We start from the raw sequence: 14476 nt of genomic DNA, 5'->3' as shown, positions 1-14476 counted from the left end.
CTCGCCGACGCCCGGCCCCCCCCGGCCTTTGCGGGCCGCGTTTGGGGCGGGTTTGGGGGGGGGGCCCGCCCCAACCCGCGCCGAAATCGCTAGAACTGGCCGAGGTAGAAGCGGGTGCCCTGGTCGTCGGTGCACAGTGCCGAGAGGCCGTAGGACTGCCGTGACGGTTCGTCGATGACGGTGCCACCGGCTTCGCGGACCCTGCTGACGGCCTCATCGACATCGTCGACGGTCCACATCGGCACCGTCACGCTGCGGTCGCTACCGCCGGCCACGCCGGCCATGGGATGCGTGCCCGATATGCCCCAGCCGTCGTCGACCCGGCCCGGCTCGAACGACCAGAACAGCATCCGGCTGTAGAAGGCCTTGAACGCCGATGCGTCGGGCACCTCGTAGGTGATGTACGAGAGTTCGCCTGGCCCAGCGCCGTTGAGGTTGGGTCGAGGTTGGCCGGGGGTGGGCTGGTACACCGCGAACGGTGCGCCGGCGGGGTCGGTCGCGTCCACGACGGTGCCGAAGTCGAACTCCTGTCGCTGCCCGACCCGGCCCCCGCCATCGCGGATCGACTGCAGGGCGCCGTCGAGGTCGGTGACCGCGTAGCAGCAGAACATCGTCGGCGCACCGGGCACCGAGAACAGCCCGATGTGCTCGCGGGTGTTGGTCACCCGGTGGCTGGTCGGGTCATACCTCCACCCGAGGACGTGGCCGTAGAACTCGGCGGCCCTGTCGGCGTCGGGCGTCCACACCGACACGTAACCCACGTCGCCGTGCTGGATACCGACGGCGGCGCCCGTCATCGGGCCGCTCAGCATCCACCGGTGCCCGAACGGGTCGACGATGGTGGCGTTGCGCGATCCATGCGCCTCGTGGGCGTCCTGGTGGACGACGGCGCCACGGTCACGGGCGCGTTCCAGCGCCGCGTCGGTGTCGGTGACCGCGAGCATCAGGCTCACCGAGGCCGCCTGTGGGGCGGGTGCCCGCAGGCCCAGCTCGGGGTACTCGTCGGCGAGGTAGAGCACGCCACCGGCCAGCGCCAGTTCGGCGTGCCCGATCCGGCCGTCATCCATCACGATCGGATCGCCTATCAGCGAGGCCCCGAGCGCGTCGAGGTACCAGGCGATCGCCGCGCGGGCGTCCGCGACGGCGAGGTAGGGGAGGGCGGCCGAGCGCGGAACGGTGGCGGTGGCGGCGACGGTGTCGTTCAGTTCGGCGATGGCGGTATCGGTGCCACTCATGGCAACATCTCCTGTTCGATTCGGAAGTGACAGAGCCGATTCCAGACGCGCACGCAGTCGAGCGGCGAAGTCGGGATCGGGCGGGACCGGGTGGTCGGCGCCGCGCAGGACAGTCAGCGGATCGTGGCTGTTGTACTGGCTCATCACGCCCCTCCCTCCGGCTCTGGGTATTGCTTTCTGAATGCGCGACGGGCGCGCACCAACAGCGCCTCCGTGGCGTGCACCGTGCGTCCGATCAACTCCGCGCACTCGGGCACCGGGCGGTCGTCCATGTAGCGCAACGCCAGCACCGTCCGGTGGTGTTCGGGCAACCGGGCCAGGACGCTCTCGGCGACTATCCGGTCGAGTTCGGCGTCCCAGTCATCCGTCGGTGCCACGGGTTCGGGCAACTCGGCGACTGGAATGCTGAACCGGTCGTGCCTGCGTCGGTAGTGGTCCGCCAGTTTGTGGCGTGCCACCCCGATAAGCCAGGGCACGGTGATCGACGGTGGCTCGTCCTTGCGGGCGGCGTCCATGGCCGCAAGGAATGTCTCGGAGGTCAGGTCCTCGGCCGTCGCACGGTCACCGCAGCGCCGGACGAAGTAGCCGTACACCGACGGCAGTGCCTCGTCGTACAGCGCCAACAGGACCCGCGGGGCGCCCGGGGGATCCGATTCGTCGCTCACACCCTCATCGTCGCCGTTGGAGGGTCAACTCCGACGGCCCACATCAAGATTTCTTCGAATCGAGGTTCCCCAGGCCCTCGCTGATGGTGTCGAAGGCGTCGCAGAGCGCCTCCGACAGCGGCGCCGACTCGTCCGCCAGCCAGTGCCCGTAGGCCGACAGTGCGACGCCGAGCATGGTCCAGGCCACGGTCTGGGGCACCAGATCGGCCGTACTCAGGCCGAGGCGGTGTGCGACGAAGGCGGCGATGACGGCGCGCCAGCCCGCGTACATCGTCATCGAGTGCGCCTGAAGGGCGTCCGTCTCGAGGATCACCCGCATTCGTTGGCGGTGCCGTGCGGTCTCGGCGACATCGAAGCTGTTGAACGCCAACAATGCCGAGCGCAGGGCCTCGCGGACGGGTACTCCTGCCGGGACCGCGTCGAGCAGGTCGCGCATGTGGTCGAGGTGGGCACCGAAGTCGCCCCAGGGGATGGCGCTCTTCGACGGGTAGTAGCGGAACAGCGAGCGGCGGGCGATACCCGCGGCGTGGGCGACGTCATCGACGCTGACCTCGTCGAACCCCCGGGTGGCGAACAGTTCGAGCGCGACGGCGCTGATGTGGTCCTGGGTGGTCGAACGCCGGCGTCCGACGCGCGGCGCAACGTCTCCCGCGGCAGGGGCGTTTCGGCCGGCCTGTCGACCGGAATCAGATTTCATCGGGCCACCCCTTCCGTTTCGGCACTCGATGCCATATTCTTGCGACCTCGGTCACAATTGTCGAGACCCACGACGCGAAAGGCGGAATCCCATGGAGCCGAATCAGCACGCAGAGGTTGCCGAAGAACTCGTCACCGAGAGTTTGGTCGAAGAGGTTTCGATCGACGGTATGTGCGGGGTCTACTGACGATGTCGGCGCCTCTGTCCTCGGAGCCGGTGGACGCCGCCCCGGGGGCAGCGGCGTTCGACCCCGATCTCGGCTGGCGGCTGCACCACCAGGTGGCGGTGCGGCCCGAGCCATTCGGTGCTCTGCTCTATCACTTTGGCACCCGCAAGCTTTCGTTCCTCAAGAACCGAAAGATCGTCGAGGTGGTCAACTCGCTGAGTGATCACAGCGATGCCAGGTCCGCACTGCGGGCCGCAGGTATCACCGACGATCAACAGGCGCCCTATCTGCACGCCCTGAGCGTGCTTGTCGCATCCAAGATGCTCGTCTGCAAGGAGACCCCATGACGACGGTTGAAAAGGCCCCCGCTCCGGCTGCGCAGCCCGTCGGGCGGCTCGTCGATCAGTTCGAGCTCGGTCTCGACGCGCCCATCTGCCTGACCTGGGAACTCACCTACGCCTGCAACCTGTCCTGCGTGCACTGCCTGTCGGCCTCTGGCAAGCGCGATCCGCGCGAGCTGTCGACGCAGCAGTGCAAGGACATCATCGATGAACTCGAGCGCATGCAGGTGTTCTACGTCAACATCGGCGGTGGCGAACCCACTGTGCGACCCGACTTCTGGGAGTTGGTGGACTACGCCACCGCCCATCACGTCGGAGTGAAGTTCTCCACCAACGGCGTGCGGATCACACCCGAGGTGGCGGCCAAGCTCGCGGCGAGTGACTACGTCGACGTCCAGATCTCGCTCGACGGTGCCACCGCGGAGGTCAACGACGAGGTCCGGGGTCCCGGCTCCTTCGCGATGGCGATCCGCGCGCTGGAGAACCTCGCTGAGGCGGGTTTCAAGGATGCCAAGATCTCGGTTGTCGTGACTCGCCACAACGTGGATCAGCTCGACGACTTCAAGGCCCTGGCCGACCACTACGGCGCTACCCTGCGCATCACGCGGCTGCGGCCGTCGGGCCGCGGCGCCGACGTGTGGGACGAGCTGCATCCGACACCGGTGCAGCAGGTCCAGCTCTACGACTGGCTGGTCGCCCGTGGTGAGAATGTGCTCACCGGCGACTCGTTCTTCCACCTGTCCGGTCTGGGAGAGCCCGGCGCACTGGCCGGCCTGAACCTGTGCGGAGCCGGCCGGGTGGTGTGCCTGATCGACCCCATCGGTGACGTCTACGCGTGCCCGTTCGCCATCCACGACAAGTTCCTTGCCGGAAACGTGCTGTCCGACGGCGGTTTCGACAGTGTGTGGAAGAACGCACCACTGTTCCGCGAGCTGCGCGAACCGCAGTCGGCCGGAGCATGCACTGGCTGCGGCCACTATGACGCGTGCCGCGGCGGATGCATGGCCGCCAAGTTCTTCACCGGCCTGCCGCTTGACGGGCCGGATCCCGAATGCGTGCAGGGCTACGGCGAGCCTGCGCTCGCGCTTGAACGTGACAAGCCGAAGCCGAGTGGCGACCACTCGCGTGCCGGGGGCCGAAAGGGGCCCATCCCGCTCAAGCTCCTGACAGTCCCACCCAAGAAGTTCTGCAACGAAAGCCCCGTCTGACAATGGCCCGCGACATCTGGTTCGAAACCGTCTCCATCGCGCAGGAACGCGCGAAGAAGCGCCTGCCCAAGTCCGTGTACAGCGCCCTGATCTCGGCGAGCGAGAAGGGACTGACGGTCGCCGACAATGTCGAGGCGTTCGGCCAACTCGGCTTCGCGCCCCACGTGATCGGGGCACTCGAGAAGCGTGATCTGTCGACCACCGTTATGGGGCAGGACATCTCGCTACCGGTGGTGATCTCGCCGACCGGTGTGCAAGCGGTGCATCCCGACGGCGAGGTGGCGGTGGCACGTGCCGCCGCGGCCCGTGGCACCGCGATGGGCCTGTCCTCGTTCGCGAGCAAGCCGATCGAGGACGTCATCGCGGCCAACCCCAAACTGTTCTTCCAGGTGTACTGGCTGGGCGACCGCGCGGCGATCGCGGCGCGGGTCGAGCGTGCGCGTGCCGCCGGTGCGGTCGGGCTCATCGTCACGACCGACTGGAGCTTCAGCCACGGCCGCGACTGGGGCAGCCCCAAGATCCCCGAGAACATGGATCTGCGGACCACCGTCCGGATGCTTCCCGAGGGCCTGACCAGGCCACGGTGGATGTATCAGTGGGCCAAGACGATGCGCCCACCAAACCTGCGGGTCCCCAACCAGGGCGCCAAGGGCGAGGCCGGGCCGCCGTTCTTCCAGGCCTACGGCGAGTGGATGGGCACGCCTCCGCCCACGTGGGAGGACATCGCGTGGTTGCGTGAACTGTGGGGCGGGCCATTCATGCTCAAGGGTGTGATTCGCGTGGATGACGCCAAACGCGCTGTCGACGCAGGCGTTTCGGCGATCTCGGTGTCCAACCACGGTGGCAACAACCTGGACAGCACCCCCGCGGCGATCCGGGCGCTGCCGGCCATCGCCGACGCCGTCGGCAACGACATCGAGGTTTTGCTGGACGGCGGCGTCCGCCGCGGCAGCGACGTCGTCAAGGCGCTGGCGCTGGGAGCGCGCGCGGTCATGATCGGCCGTGCCTACCTGTGGGGCCTGGCCGCCGAGGGGCAGGCCGGCGTCGAGAACGTGCTCGATGTTCTGCACGGTGGCATCGACTCGGCGTTGCGCGGGCTGGGCAAGGCCTCGGTCCACGACCTGGGTCCCGATGACATCCTGGTGCCCCCGGGCTTCACCCGGGAGCTCGGCGTGCCCGGCAATGGAAGCGTCTGACCGGTACCGTCCGCGGAGGGCCGACGGTGGTACAGGCGTGGCTGACGTGGCTGACGTGATGCTCCGGCGGGTGTTGTGGGAAGAATCGGAAAAGCCAATACTTCTCATACGCCAACAATCGGCGCACACCAGGTGAATTCGGCCTACCATCGGCGGGTGGCATTCCCCAGTGAACTTGGGACCTCGACGTCGAGGCAAGTCCAGGATCTGTTGCCCGCGCTTATCGTTCCCATCGGCTCCACCGAGCAGCACGGTCCGCACCTGCCACTGGACACCGACACCCGGATCGCTGTCGCGGTCGCCGAGGGAGTTGCTGAGCGGCTCGCTGGCGACTGGGCGCTGGCCCCAGCCGTCAGCTACGGCGCGAGCGGCGAGCACGAGGGCTTCACCGGCACGGTGTCGATCGGCACGGCCGCGCTGGAGTTGCTGCTGATCGAGTTCGGCCGGTCGGCGTGTCACTGGGCTCCGCGGGTGGTCTTCGTCAACGGCCACGGTGGAAACGTCCAGGCCCTGGTTGGTGCGGTCGCTTTGCTGCGGGATGAGGGGCGTGACGTGAGCTGGTGTTCGTGCGCCGTCCGCGGTGGCGACGCACATGCCGGACACACCGAAACGTCTGTATTGCTACATATTTCGCCGGAGGACGTGTGGCTCGATGAGCGGGTGCCCGGGAACAGTGCGCCGCTCTCGGAGTTGCTGCCGAGGATGCGGGACGGCGGTGTCGCTGCGGTGAGTCCCGTCGGCGTTCTCGGCGACCCGATGACGGCGACCGCCGATGAGGGAGCGCGTCTGCTGGCCGAGATGGTGGACACCGCCGTCCGCCGGATCGAGGCCTGGGCGCCCGACCGTCGGGGGATGCTGACGTGACCGGCCCTCGGCTGCCCGACGGTTTCGCCGTCCAGGTGGATCGGCGGGTGAAGGTTCTCGGGGAGGGCTCGGCGCTGCTCGGCGGCTCACCCACCCGCCTGCTGCGGCTGGCGCCTGCCGCGCAGACGATGCTGAGGGGCGGACGCCTCGAGGTTCACGACGCGCAGAGCGCGCAGCTGGCCCGAACGCTGCTGGACGCCACGGTGGCCCACCCACGTCCCGCGAGTGGCCCGTCCCATCGGGATGTCACCGTGGTGATACCGGTGCGGGACAACGACATAGGGCTCAAGCGGCTGCTGATGGCGTTGCGCGGCCTGCGTGTGATCGTGGTCGATGACGGCTCGGTGGTCCCGGTCCAGGTCGCTGACCTGGAGGCCTCGCATTGTGATGTGGCGGTGCTGCGGCATGACGCGAGCAGGGGGCCGGGAGCGGCCCGGAACACCGGCCTGCGGGCGTGCGAGACCAGCCTGGTCGCGTTCCTGGACTCCGACGTCGTGCCGCGGCGGGGCTGGCTGGAGGCGTTGTTGGGGCACTTCTGTGACCCCGCGGTGGCGCTTGTCGCCCCACGCATCGTCGCGCTGCACGAACCCGACAACATGGTGGCCCGCTACGAGGCGGTGCGCTCGTCGCTGGACCTCGGGCACCGGGAGGCGCCCGTGGTGCCATTCGGTCAGGTGTCCTACGTGCCCAGCGCGGCCATCATCTGCCGCCGCCAGGCGCTGACGGAGCTCGACGGCTTCGACGAGACGCTGGAAGCCGGTGAGGACGTCGACCTGTGCTGGCGCCTCATTGAGGCCGGTGCGCGCCTGCGGTACGAGCCCATCGCGCTGGTCGGCCACGATCACCGCACGCAGTTGCGAGAGTGGTTCGTGCGCAAGGCATTCTATGGTTCTTCAGCCGCGCCGCTCTCGGTGCGGCACCCAGGCAAGACGGCCCCGCTGGTGATATCGGGCTGGACCCTCCTGGTCTGGGTCCTGATGGCGATGGGCTCCGGCATCGGCTACCTCGCCTCCACGGTCGTCGCAGTGCTCACCGGACGCCGCATCGCCAAGTCGCTGAGTTCGGTCGACACCGAGCCCAAGGAGGTCGCGGCGGTCGCGGCCCACGGCCTGTGGGCGGCCGCGCTGCAACTGGCCTCCGCGATCTGTCGGCACTACTGGCCCGTGGCGCTCGTCGTGGCACTGCTGTTCAAACGGTGTCGCCAGGTGGTGCTGGTGGCCGCGATCGTCGACGGCGTGGTCGACTGGGCCACCCGCAACGCCGACGCCGAGGACGAGCACCATCGTGTCGGCCTGCTGTCCTATCTGCTGCTCAAGCGGCTCGACGACATCGCGTATGGTCTCGGGTTGTGGACGGGTGTCGTGCGCGAACGCCACGCGGGCGCACTCAAGCCCCAGATCCGGACCTGAAGCGCCGCCGCCTTGCACGCTGATGTCCTGATCGTCGGTGCGGGCAGCGCTGGCTGCGTTCTGGGGGAACGCCTTTCGGTGGACCCAAGCTGCCGGGTTGTGGTGGTCGAGGCCGGTCCAGGCCCGTCCGATCCTCGGGTGATGGCCCAGATCAGCGACGGGTTACGCCTGCCGATCGGTGTCGCCAGCTCGGTGGTCCGCCGGTACGAGACGTCGCTCACCTCGGATCCGGAGCGCACGACCGTCATCATGCGTGGGGCAGTGGTGGGCGGCTCGGGCGCGGTGAACGGTGGCTACTTCTGCCGGGGGCTGCGCACGGACTTCGACGGTTGGGGATTGCCCGGCTGGGGTTGGGACGACGTTCTGCCGCACTTTTTGGCGATCGAGAATGACCTTGACTTCGATGGGCCGCTGCACGGCTCGGACGGTCCGATGATCATCCGCCGGGTCACCGAATTCGAGCTTGGTGCAGTCGCTTTCATTGATGCGGCACGTGCGCTCGGCTACGGCTGGATCGATGACCTCAACGGTGCCGCCGGGGGCGCGGTGGGTGTCGGTGCCGTGCCATTGAACATCGACCGGGGTACCCGGGTTGGGCCCGGCGGCGCCTTCCTCGGGCGTGCGGCGGGTCGGGCCAATCTGTCGGTGCTCGATCAAACGCGGGTGGCGCGGATTCGCCTGGTCGGGGGCAGGGCCGTCGGTGTCGAGTGCATCGGCCCGGACGGCCCGCTTGAGGTGAGCGCCGATCGAATCGTGTTGTCGGCCGGTGCAATCGGCAGCGCCCATCTCCTGCAGGTGTCCGGGGTCGGTCCCGCGGCGATGCTGGCGGACGCAGGCGTGCCGGTCGTCGTGGACCTGCCCGTCGGGACCCGCTGCGTCGATCACCCGGAGTGGGTGCTTCCCGTCGACTGGCCGGCGGCGCCGGGACGCCCGCCTCTGGAGGCGGTGTTGACGACGTCCGACGGCCTGGAGATCCGGCCGTACACGGCGGGCTTCGGTGCCATGACCGGCGGCCCTGACGACGACTCAGAGGACCGGCCACACCTCGGTGTCACTCTGCTACGCCCACGGGCGCGCGGCGCGATAACCCTCGTTTCGGCGGACCCGACGGTGCCACCCGTCATCGATCATCGGTACGACAGCGAGCCTGCCGACGTCGCCGCGCTGCGGGCCGGCGCGGACCTGGCGCATGACCTCGCCGGTACGGGATACGAAGCGCGGCAGTCGCACTGGTCGACGTCGCAGCATCTGTGCGGATCTGTTCCGATGGGTGCCGACGGTGCACTCGACGCGCGATGCAAGGTCCACGGCGTCGACGGTCTCTGGGTGGTGGACGGTTCGATCATGCCGGACATCACCAGCCGAGGGCCGCACGCCACGATCGTGATGATCGGTCACCGGGCAGCGGAGTTCATCCTCGCCTGATGCGGCGGATAAGTCGCAACTGCTGGTCATCGCGGCCGGGTGCCCACAGCCCGATCACCACCGCCCCGATGCCTACCGTGATGGCCAATGCGAGCAACGAGGTGTGCATCGCGTCGACGAACGCCGCCTTGCTCTGGTCGGCGAGCTCGGCGCCGGCCGGCCCCATGCGTCTGGCCACCTCGAGTGCCTGGCCCAGCGATCCGACGGCGGCATCGCGGGTCGGCGCGGGAAGCGTCGCCAGTCGCGGTTCGAGCGCGCTGGTGTACTGGGCCGCCAGCAGGGATCCGGCCAGGGCGATGCCTAGGGCGGCACCCACCTCGCGAGTGGTGTCGTTCACCGCGGATGCGACGCCTTGTTTGTCGTCGGACACGGTGTTCATGATCGCTGAAGTGGTTGGTGCCGTGAGTAATCCGATACCGAAGCTCATGACGAGCAGCGGCCAGGCGACGGCCCAGTAGGCGGAGTCCACGTCAACACCGCGCAGCAGCAGGAAGCCGGCCGAGATGAGTGACAGACCGGTGAAGACCACCAGGCGCAGCCCGAGGCGGGGCAGATACCAGAAGGACAGCGCCGAGAGAACCAACGTGGGGCCCATGATCGGCGTCAGCGCGAAGGCGGTCCCGATGGGGCTGTAACCCATGATCAGCTGCATGTGCTGCATCACTATGTAGAAGAAGCCGAACATGGCGAGGAAGAAGACCGTGATCGCGGCGGCCCCCGTCGCGAAGGCGGGTTCGCCGAACAGTCGCACGTCGAGCAACGGGTATCGCCTGCGCAGTTCGATCACGCCGAACGCTGCGCACAATGCGATGCCTGCCACGATACAACCGATCACCAGCGCGTCCGACCACCCTCGGGAGGGAGCCTCGAGAATGCCGAAGACCAGGACGGCGACACCGCCGCCGATCACGACGGCGCCGGGCCAGTCCAGGGGCTTGGGGTCGGACTCCTTGGATGTCGCGACGGTGAGCGTCAAGACGAATAGCACGGCGCCGGCTGCCGCGAATGCCCAGAATATCGACTGCCATCCCCAGAAGTGAAGCAGGCCACCGGATCCCAGCATTCCCGCCACAGCACCGCATCCGGCGGTGCCGGCCCAGATGCCAACTGCCTTGTTGCGCTGGTCCTTTGGGAAGGTCGCGGTCAGGATCGACAACGTGGCGGGCATGACGAAGGCCGCGCCCGCGCCGGCGACCCCGCGAGCGGCGATGAGGTGCGCTGGGTCAGACCAGATGGCCGGAGCCACCGAGGCCAGTGTGAAGACGGCCAACCCGACGAGCAGCGCGCCGCGTCGGCCGTACCGGTCTCCCAGGGCACCGGCCGGTAGTAGCAGGCAGGCCAGTACCAGGGTGTAGCTGTCGACAATCCACGTGAGTTCGGTCTGGGTCGCCGCGGTGGCCATGGCGATATCGGGCAGTGCGGTGTTCAGCGCGACCATCGACGATATGACGAGCAGGACGGCCAGGCAGGCGATGAGCAGTGTCCACGCGCGAAACCTCGTCGACAGACGTGCCAGGGCACGATCGGTAGGCTGATCGGGCTCGGCGAGTACCTCAACCATGCGCAACCCTTCCGGAGAGTGCGATATTTTTGGGACTACCCGTCTTGCGCCGAGACTAAAAGTCTCGTTTCTTGTGTGGAGGTGACTTGACGTGACGTCGGTGCGTACCGACCCGAGGCCGGCCCGGTCGAGGGCCCGGCTACTGGATGCGGCGACGGCGCTTCTGAGCACCGGTGGGCCCAGTGCGGTGACCGTCGATGCCGTGACCCGTGCCTCCAACGTGGCGCGCGCCACGCTGTATCGCCACTTCCCCAGTGGGAACGACCTGCTGGCCGCGGCGTTTCACGCGCTGATCCCGCCCGCGCCGATCCCGCCCGAAGGCGGCTCGGTCCGCGACCGCCTGATCGCAGCGCTGCAGGGTTTCGCCGATCTGGTCGCGGAGGCGCCCATCAGCCTGGCCGCCATGTCATGGCTGGCGCTCGGCGGGGATCTGGAACACACGTGGTGGAGCAGGGACAAGCGGTCGGCCGAGAGCAATGAGGTCGCCACGCTGCGCGAGCGGGTGGCCGAGCAGTACGCGGCGCCCTTCGACGCGGTCTTCGACAGCCCCGAGGCGATCGAGATGCTGGGCGAGATCGACAGGATGCGCGCGGTGGCGCTGCTGCTCGGGCCGATCGTGCTGGGCAAGCTCAGCACCATGGCCGACTTCGACTACCGCGAGGTCGCGGTGGTCGCCGTCGACGGCTTCCTCGCGACGCACGCGAGGGCTGGCGAAACTACTTGAACGAGTAGCGAATCGGCAGATGCTTGAGGCCGCCCACGAACGTCGTCGCGCTCAGCTCGGGCTTACCCGCCAGCTCGACGGTGTCCAGCCTGCTGAGCAACTCGGTGAACAGACTGCTCATCTCCATGCGGGCCAGCGCGGCACCCAGGCAGAAGTGGATGCCGTAACCGAAGGCCACGTGCTTGTTGGGGTCGCGTCCGACGTCGAAGCGGAACGGATCGGTGAACACCTCCTCATCGCGGTTGCCTGACACGTAGGCCAGGTAGACCGAGTCGCCCTTGGCGATGTCGACGCCGCGAATGGTGGTGTCCGCGGTGGCGGTGCGCATGAACTCCTTGACGGGGGTGGACCAGCGAATCATCTCCTCGACCGCGGTCCCCATCAGGCTGGGATCGTTGCGCAGGCGGTCGAGTTCGCCGGGGTTCTCGATCAGCGCGAGCAGACCGCCCGAGATCGCGTCCTTCGTGGTGTCGTGGCCGGCACTGGCGACGATGACGTAGTACGACGCGGTGTCCACGTCCGAGAGCGGTTCGCCGTCGATGCGCCCGTTCGCGATTGCCGAGGCGAGATCGTCGGTGGGCTGCTCGCGGCGCGACGCCGTCAGTTTGGCGAAGTAGGTGAAGAAGTCGAGCAGCACCGCCAGCTGGTCCTCGAGTGATCCGCCGTCGCGTTTGTACTCGTCATCGTCGCCGCCGAACATCTCCTGCGTCAGCATGTGCATGCGGCCGAAGTCGGACTCCGGCAGGCCCAGCAGAGACATGATCACGTAGAGCGGGAAGTCGATCGCGATATCGGTGACGAAATCGCATTCACCGCCGAGGTCGGCCATCTTGTCGACATAGCGCTTGGCGAGTTCATCGACGCGCACCTTGAGGTCGCGCATCGCCTTGGGTCGGAACCAGTCGGCGCCGATGGCGCGCACTTTGCGGTGGTGTGGGTCGTCCATGTGGATGAGCGTGCGCAGCCCCATGCCGGCCTCGAGCTGCTGCTTGGCCAAATCGTCGGCGGCAGCGGTGGCCAGCAGCGGGCGTGGCTCGCTGATGAAGAGTTCGTTGGCTCGCTCGACCGCCATGATGTCGGCGTGCTTGGTGATCGCCCAGAACGGCCGATATGGCCGATTGTCCACCCACGCAACGGGATTGTTCGCCCGCAGATGAGTCAGCGCAGCGTGCAACCGCTCGTCGTCGGCGTACGCCGACGGGTCGGCCAAGACCTTCGCGGCATCGTCCATCGTGGGGGTGCTCATGCCGACTCCTCGCTCGCGGGATGGGGGATTTGACGGGTGTCAAGGAAGTCTATGTTCATCGGCGGGCGGCGAAGGCGGGATTGCCCGGATCGGCACGAGTAGGCTCGGCGGACGTGGCGCCCGCAACGATTCGGCGAATCGGTCGAGGAGCTGTCGCGCTGCTCGCCGCCGGTTTCCTGAGCAACGGGTGCGGGCATTCCTCCGTCCCGGCGCAGGACGCTGCCCCATCGCAGGCCCCGACGGACCCCGCACTTGTGCAGACCACCACCGGCGCGCTGCGCGGCGTCGTCGCACCGGATCACCGGTTGTTCGCCGGAGTGCCCTACGCCGCGCCACCCGTCGGCAAGCTGCGGTGGCAGCCACCCGCGCCCGCGCAGCCCTGGCCGGGCGTGCGGGACGCGACCGAGGTTGGGCCGCGCTGTCTGCAGGACGTCGACGATCTCGAGAAGGGTCGGCACACCGATGAGGACTGCCTGACGTTGAACGTGTGGACACCACCGGTGTCCGAGCAGCGATCGCCCCGGCCCGTGATGGTGTGGATCCACGGTGGGGCGTTCATCAACGGCAGCGGCGGGATCTACGACTCGCGCTGGCTGGCCTCGCGCGGTGACGTGCTGGTGGTAACCCTCAACTACCGCCTGGGCACGATGGGCTTCCTCGCACATCCCGCGCTGGGGCCGGCCGGCGCCGTGGGCAACTACGGGCTGTCCGACCAACAGGCCGCGCTGCGCTGGGTGCGCGACAACATCTCCGCTTTCGGCGGCGACCCGGAACGCGTCACCATCGCGGGCGAGTCGGCAGGCGGCATGGCGGTGTGCGACCACCTCGTGGCGCCGGAATCCCAAGGCCTGTTTCGCGCGGCGATAATCCAGAGTGCCCCCTGTCAGGCGCAGGTCGGCCTGGCTGACGCGGAGCGCATCAGCCTCGACTACGCGCGCGACGTCGGCTGTCCGGATCCGGCGACCGCGGCCGACTGCCTGCGCGGGCTGCCGGCGGCCGCGCTGCGAGAGCCCGTGCGGTACTACCGACTCGGCGACGAGGGGATCAGCGGGCCGGTGACGGGAACCGCGGTGCTACCGGTGGATCCGATGACGGCGTTCGCCAACGGGCAGGCCGCACGCGTCCCCGTCGCGATCGGCAGCAACCGCGACGAGTTCACGCTGTTCATGGCGTTGGAGTACCTCCGTGGCCGCGAACTCGTTGCAGCCGGGTATCCGAAGGCGCTGACCGACGCGTTCGGTGCTGACGCCACCGCGGTCGCAGGCCACTACCCCCTGGACGGCTACGACGGCAGTGCGCCGCTGGCCTATTCAGCCGCCGTGACGGATTCGATGTTCGCCTGCATCGACGACCGCATCGCCCAGGAGATCGGCCGCACGGGCCCCGTCTACGCGTACGAGTTCACCGATCGGCAGGCGCCCGCTCCGGATCCGTTGCGCACCTTGCCCTTCCCTGTCGGGGCGAGTCACTCCCTTGAGCTGCGCTACCTGTTTGACGTGGGCGGCGCGCCGCCGCTGAATCCGGCCCAGCAGGAACTGTCGAACCAGATGATCGACTACTGGAGCAATTTCGTCCGCACGGGCGACCCGGCAGTCGCCGGGGCGCCCGAGTGGCCGGAACTCGGGCACGACCCGGCCGCCGGAAATCGGTTGTCATTGCACCCCGATGGCGTCAGTGTGGTCACCGACTTCGACCAGATCCACCAGTGCCCGTTCTGGGCGAGCCTGAAGAGGTGATCC

General features: G+C 68.3%; 14 protein-coding genes. 9 read left to right on the top strand and 5 right to left on the bottom strand.

All coding sequences use genetic code 11. The annotated features are described in order from the left end of the window. Positions 1-89: 89 nt before the first annotated feature. Genes ABIA65_RS32095 through mftR form a run of 3 tightly spaced genes read right to left on the bottom strand, consistent with a single transcriptional unit; the run spans position 90 to position 2597 of the window. On the bottom strand, positions 90-1379 hold the full coding sequence (locus tag ABIA65_RS32095) for a VOC family protein (RefSeq protein WP_241400811.1): 1290 nt from the start codon (positions 1377-1379) through the stop codon (positions 90-92). Next, positions 1379-1900 carry an RNA polymerase sigma factor gene (locus tag ABIA65_RS32090; protein WP_241400810.1) on the bottom strand — a complete coding sequence of 174 codons (522 nt, stop codon included), beginning with the start codon at positions 1898-1900 and terminating at the stop codon, positions 1379-1381. The genes ABIA65_RS32095 and ABIA65_RS32090 overlap by 1 nt, the downstream gene beginning before the upstream one ends. Positions 1901-1943: 43 nt before the next feature. Then, positions 1944-2597, bottom strand: a complete 654-nt coding sequence (gene mftR, locus ABIA65_RS32085; RefSeq protein ID WP_354526097.1) for a mycofactocin system transcriptional regulator MftR — start codon at positions 2595-2597, stop codon at positions 1944-1946. 91 nt (positions 2598-2688) lie between these two features. On the opposite strand from mftR, the gene mftA reads away from it, so the two are divergent. From mftA to mftG, 7 genes are all read left to right on the top strand, one after another. Further along, positions 2689-2784: a mycofactocin precursor MftA gene (gene mftA / locus ABIA65_RS32080; RefSeq protein ID WP_241400808.1), complete on the top strand. Its 96-nt coding sequence runs from the start codon at positions 2689-2691 to the stop codon at positions 2782-2784. A 2-nt stretch (positions 2785-2786) separates the two neighbouring features. Beyond that, positions 2787-3110, top strand: a complete 324-nt coding sequence (gene mftB, locus ABIA65_RS32075; protein WP_241400807.1) for a mycofactocin biosynthesis chaperone MftB — start codon at positions 2787-2789, stop codon at positions 3108-3110. Next, complete coding sequence (gene mftC / locus ABIA65_RS32070) at positions 3107-4312, top strand: mycofactocin radical SAM maturase (protein WP_241400806.1); 1206 nt, start codon at positions 3107-3109, stop codon at positions 4310-4312. The genes mftB and mftC overlap by 4 nt, the downstream gene beginning before the upstream one ends. Before the next feature lie 2 nt (positions 4313-4314). Further along, the gene (gene mftD, locus ABIA65_RS32065; RefSeq protein ID WP_354526096.1) at positions 4315-5508 is read left to right on the top strand and encodes a pre-mycofactocin synthase MftD; all 1194 of its coding nucleotides are present in this window, start codon (positions 4315-4317) and stop codon (positions 5506-5508) included. 132 nt (positions 5509-5640) lie between these two features. After that, the gene (mftE, locus tag ABIA65_RS32060; protein WP_354526095.1) at positions 5641-6372 is read left to right on the top strand and encodes a mycofactocin biosynthesis peptidyl-dipeptidase MftE; all 732 of its coding nucleotides are present in this window, start codon (positions 5641-5643) and stop codon (positions 6370-6372) included. Beyond that, entirely contained in the window at positions 6369-7781 is a 1413-nt protein-coding gene (mftF, locus tag ABIA65_RS32055; RefSeq protein WP_241400803.1) for a mycofactocin biosynthesis glycosyltransferase MftF, read from the top strand. The genes mftE and mftF overlap by 4 nt, the downstream gene beginning before the upstream one ends. Before the next feature lie 12 nt (positions 7782-7793). Then, the gene (mftG, locus tag ABIA65_RS32050) at positions 7794-9206 is read left to right on the top strand and encodes a mycofactocin dehydrogenase MftG (RefSeq protein WP_354526094.1); all 1413 of its coding nucleotides are present in this window, start codon (positions 7794-7796) and stop codon (positions 9204-9206) included. Here mftG and ABIA65_RS32045 read toward each other — a convergent pair. Beyond that, positions 9193-10767, bottom strand: coding sequence for an MFS transporter (locus ABIA65_RS32045; RefSeq protein ID WP_354526093.1), 1575 nt, complete (start codon positions 10765-10767; stop codon positions 9193-9195). The two genes, mftG and ABIA65_RS32045, sit on opposite strands and share 14 nt — an antisense overlap. Before the next feature lie 91 nt (positions 10768-10858). On the opposite strand from ABIA65_RS32045, the gene ABIA65_RS32040 reads away from it, so the two are divergent. After that, the gene (locus ABIA65_RS32040; protein WP_241400801.1) at positions 10859-11491 is read left to right on the top strand and encodes a TetR/AcrR family transcriptional regulator; all 633 of its coding nucleotides are present in this window, start codon (positions 10859-10861) and stop codon (positions 11489-11491) included. Here the strand turns inward: ABIA65_RS32040 and ABIA65_RS32035 are convergent. Next, a complete protein-coding gene (locus tag ABIA65_RS32035) occupies positions 11484-12737 on the bottom strand; it encodes a cytochrome P450 (protein WP_354526092.1) in 1254 nt (417 codons plus the stop codon). The two genes, ABIA65_RS32040 and ABIA65_RS32035, sit on opposite strands and share 8 nt — an antisense overlap. Before the next feature lie 113 nt (positions 12738-12850). Between ABIA65_RS32035 and ABIA65_RS32030 the strand changes: the two genes are divergently transcribed. Further along, on the top strand, positions 12851-14473 hold the full coding sequence (locus ABIA65_RS32030; protein WP_502919645.1) for a carboxylesterase/lipase family protein: 1623 nt from the start codon (positions 12851-12853) through the stop codon (positions 14471-14473). The last annotated feature ends 3 nt before the right edge of the window (positions 14474-14476 follow it).

Origin of the sequence: Mycolicibacterium sp. 624, assembly GCF_040548615.1 — a bacterium.
GTDB lineage: Bacteria > Actinomycetota > Actinomycetes > Mycobacteriales > Mycobacteriaceae > Mycobacterium.
Note: the sequence above shows the minus strand (reverse complement) of the source record. Positions and strands in the feature narration are given on the sequence as shown.

Excerpts from the sequence above, each read along its gene's own strand:
- ABIA65_RS32095 (WP_241400811.1), bottom strand. The coding sequence starts at position 1,379 with ATGAGCCAGTACAACAGCCACGATCCGCTGACTGTCCTGCGCGGCGCC.
- mftR (WP_354526097.1), bottom strand. The coding sequence starts at position 2,597 with ATGAAATCTGATTCCGGTCGACAGGCCGGCCGAAACGCCCCTGCCGCG.
- mftA (WP_241400808.1), top strand. The coding sequence starts at position 2,689 with ATGGAGCCGAATCAGCACGCAGAGGTTGCCGAAGAACTCGTCACCGAG.
- mftB (WP_241400807.1), top strand. The coding sequence starts at position 2,787 with ATGTCGGCGCCTCTGTCCTCGGAGCCGGTGGACGCCGCCCCGGGGGCA.
- mftC (WP_241400806.1), top strand. The coding sequence starts at position 3,107 with ATGACGACGGTTGAAAAGGCCCCCGCTCCGGCTGCGCAGCCCGTCGGG.
- mftD (WP_354526096.1), top strand. The coding sequence starts at position 4,315 with ATGGCCCGCGACATCTGGTTCGAAACCGTCTCCATCGCGCAGGAACGC.
- ABIA65_RS32045 (WP_354526093.1), bottom strand. The coding sequence starts at position 10,767 with ATGGTTGAGGTACTCGCCGAGCCCGATCAGCCTACCGATCGTGCCCTG.
- ABIA65_RS32035 (WP_354526092.1), bottom strand. The coding sequence starts at position 12,737 with ATGAGCACCCCCACGATGGACGATGCCGCGAAGGTCTTGGCCGACCCG.